Genomic DNA, 1037 nt, shown 5'->3' with positions numbered 1-1037 from the left:
TCCGACCCGACGAACACGTCATCTTCGATGATTGTGCGAAATTTGTTCGCACCGTCATAGTTGCACGTGATGGTGCCCGCGCCGATGTTCACTCGCGCGCCGATATCCGAGTCGCCGATGTAGGTGAGGTGATTCGCCTTCGAGCCGTGGCCGAGCACCGCGTTTTTCACCTCGACGAAGTTGCCGACATGCGATTCGTCGTGCAGCGACGCGCCGGGGCGCAGCCGCGCATACGGCCCGAGCACGACCTTCGCGCCCACTTCGGCGCCTTCGATATGCGTGAACGCATCGACCCGCGTACCCGCGCCGATGGTCGCGTTGCGGATCACGCAGTTCGGCCCGATCGTCACGTTATCGGCCAGTGTGACGCGGCCTTCGAATACGCAGTTCACGTCGATGGCGACGTCGCGGCCACATTCGAGCGTGCCGCGCACGTCCACTCGCGCCGGATCGGCCAGCGTCACGCCGGCCACGAGCAACGCGTCAGCCACATTGCGCTGATGAATCCGCTCGAGTTCGGCAAGCTGTTGCTTGCTGTTCACGCCGAGCGTTTCCCATTCGTCTTCCGGTTGGGTGGTGACGACTTCGAGGCCCGCCTCGATCGCCATTTCGACCGCATCGGTCAGATAGAACTCGCCTTGCGCGTTGTCGTTTTTCAGCGCGGCGAGCCAGCCCGAAAGGCGCTCGGTGGGCGCAACGATGATGCCCGTGTTGATTTCGGCAATCAGAAGCTGATCGGCGTTCGCGTCTTTCTGTTCGACGATGCGCGATACCTTGCCTTGCGAATCGCGCACGATGCGGCCGTAGCCGCTCGGGTCCGCGAGCGTTACGGTGAGCACGCCATAACCGCCCTCGCCCGCGCGCTCGACGAGCGCCTGCAGCGTGCTCGCGCGCGTGAGCGGCACGTCGCCGTAAAGCACGAGCGTGGGCACGGAAGGATCGAGAAGCGGCAAAGCCTGCTGCACCGCGTGGCCCGTGCCGAACTGCTGTTCCTGCACGGCAAACTGCACGTCGGGCGCGGCGACGGTCTCGCGTAC

At 64.5% G+C, this 1037-nt stretch carries 1 protein-coding gene; it reads right to left on the bottom strand.

Translation table 11 applies throughout. The annotated features are described in order from the left end of the window. The coding region (gene glmU / locus C0Z16_RS37000; RefSeq protein WP_102636851.1) for a bifunctional UDP-N-acetylglucosamine diphosphorylase/glucosamine-1-phosphate N-acetyltransferase GlmU at nucleotides 1-1037 on the bottom strand (1037 nt) is incomplete at both ends.

The organism is Paraburkholderia rhynchosiae (assembly GCF_002879865.1).
In the GTDB taxonomy this organism is placed as follows: domain Bacteria; phylum Pseudomonadota; class Gammaproteobacteria; order Burkholderiales; family Burkholderiaceae; genus Paraburkholderia; species Paraburkholderia rhynchosiae.
This window is presented reverse-complemented; position numbering and strand designations above follow the sequence as displayed.